The organism is Limnofasciculus baicalensis BBK-W-15 (genome assembly GCF_024178385.1).
In the GTDB taxonomy this organism is placed as follows: domain Bacteria; phylum Cyanobacteriota; class Cyanobacteriia; order Cyanobacteriales; family Coleofasciculaceae; genus Limnofasciculus; species Limnofasciculus baicalensis.
On sequence record NZ_JAMZMM010000603.1, the window covers coordinates 1 to 2,369 of the forward strand.

Below are 2,369 nucleotides of genomic sequence, written 5' to 3' on the forward strand. Positions count from 1 at the left end.
AAACTCAAAACTCAAAACTCAAAACTCAAAACTCAAAACTCAAAACTCAAAACTCAAAACTCTCCATTCCCCTCATCGCACAGTCAAAACATACTGACCCCTACCTGTTTTATCATAAGAATTCACAATTACCCCATATCTACCAGTGCGGGGTAAAGTTATTGTGAGTGTGGCATTAGGATTATTTTCACTAGCATCATCATTCTCACCAATCAGATTCCCGTTAGAGTCGAGTAGGGCTACATAAGTATCAAAATCAGCACTAACTGCACTAATTGTGACAGATTCACCCGCAGTACCTTCAAAGGTGTGGAGGTTAAACAAACTACCATCAGAGGGAAGTACGGATGAACCATAACCGAGATTTCCCTCTTCCCGTAAAATGAAACGTTCCTGACTTACTGAATTACCACCACTAGTAGCAGTAGCAGTACCTTGAGTCCGTAACTTATAAGTTCCAGCTTGTCGGGCTTGATAGGAATTAGCAATGAGGAGGTATGTACCAGTTTCAGGTAGAGTAATGGCTATTCTAGCATTATTACCACCACCACTATCATCATCTTGAGCTAAATCGTTCCCATTAGGATCGAGTAAAATCAAATAGGGGTCAATTTCCTGACCGATCATATCAATTTCTACTCGCTGACCAACCCTCCCTTGAAAAGCATAAAGGTCAAAAAAACTATTATCAACGGGTAAAACATTACTCCCCGGACCTAGCTTACCATTAATTACAGGACTATTAAGAGCGAGAGTTTGGGGTTCGCGGTTGCTAGGAGTAGGATTTTGCCGCACAGTAGTACGAGAAGCTCTTCCTTCGCGCACTGCCGCTAAGAAAGGCTTTACTCGATCCAGAGCGATCGCAAAACCAATTCCAATATTACCACCACCGGAACTACTAAAGATCGCACTATTCACCCCAATCAATTCTCCCTGCCCATTTAACAATGGTCCGCCAGAATTACCTGGATTAATTGCTGCATCAGTTTGAATTAAACCCCGTTCCCGATCAATTCTACTGACAATTCCCACAGTAAAAGTCCCCTGAAATTGACCAAACGGATTGCCAATAGCAAACGCCCGCTGTCCAACTTGTACAGGAGTGCTAGTAAGAGAAATAGTTGGTAGATTATTCCCCCCACGAATTTTCAAAACTGCCAAATCCAAACCGTTATCACCAAAAGCGATAACATCAGCAACCAGGCGACTGCGATCTGCTAGAGTCACAGTTACTGAGCTGGAACCTGCCACAACATGAGCATTGGTTAAAACCAAACCATCTGAACTAATAATACTACCACTACCCGTACTATCATTAGTCTGAACCGAGACAACAGCCGGACTTGCTCGTTGATAAACTCGAATGTTAATTTGTTCATCAATATCTTGTGCTGAAGCGATATTGGGTGCTAGAGAGAAATTGAGGAAATCAACGTTTGCGATCGCATTTAGGATAGTAGCACCAAGAGTGACTGCGGCGACAATCGCAGCCGATTTAGCGGTACGCAGGGGTTTGGTACTCATGGATAATAAACCTCTTGGGAATGGGGAATGAAGTCAAAAGTTAAAAGGAATCTGTATATACAGCAGATTGCAGGTTTATAAAGTACAGCCCAGAAACCCGGTTTCTCAAAGAAACCGGGTTTCTCTGTACCTCACATACTTGAAAATTGCTGTATGTCTATTATTCGATATCTCGTTCTACAATAACAATATGCCATTGACCTAACTGACTAGTTTCATAAGCCACATACCGCCCATCCCCTGTAATCGTAGGATGACGTACTGAGCCTCTGACACCAGCAGTTAAAAGTTGCGATCGCTGGCTTTGTCTGTCATAAACTAAAATATCACTTTTTCCCCGTTCATTGGAAAGATAGGCAATAAATCGACCATCCGCACTCAGCGCAGGTTGATCTTGGCTAGAATCCCGACGATTGAGATTTGGTAAATCGATCAGTCGCCGTTCCTGTAGATTGTAAAGAAAGATATCACGAGAGCGATTGCGATCTGAAGCAAAGGCAAGATAACGACCATCACTACTATAAGCAGGAAATTCATCAGGTCTGTTACTATTGAGTCCACCTGTGATAATTTGTGGTGGTGAGGTAAATTGATTCACACAGCCAGTCGCAGTTAATCCTACCATAATAATTAAAATAATTAGTATCTTGTTATTTGTTATTGGTTGTTGGTTATTTGTTATTGGTTGTTGGTTGTTCGTCATTTATTATTTATGATTTGTTATTAGTTGTAGACAATGGGCTGCCATCCCATTCTTATTGTAGGACAGGCATCTTGCCTGTCAGTATCACCGTTGTTTATAATTTGTGACCAAACCAAAAACCAGTGGGGAGTGGGGAGTGGGG

2 protein-coding genes are annotated in these 2,369 nt (G+C 42.0%); both read right to left on the reverse strand.

Annotated elements, in window-relative coordinates:
* Positions 1-72 precede the first annotated feature (72 nt).
* A complete protein-coding gene (locus NJ959_RS28625; protein WP_254015159.1) occupies positions 73-1,524 on the reverse strand; it encodes a trypsin-like peptidase domain-containing protein in 1,452 nt (483 codons plus the stop codon).
* 160 nt (positions 1,525-1,684) lie between these two features.
* The gene (locus NJ959_RS28630) at positions 1,685-2,149 is read right to left on the reverse strand and encodes a TolB family protein (protein ID WP_373693732.1); all 465 of its coding nucleotides are present in this window, start codon (positions 2,147-2,149) and stop codon (positions 1,685-1,687) included.
* Positions 2,150-2,369: the final 220 nt, after the last annotated feature.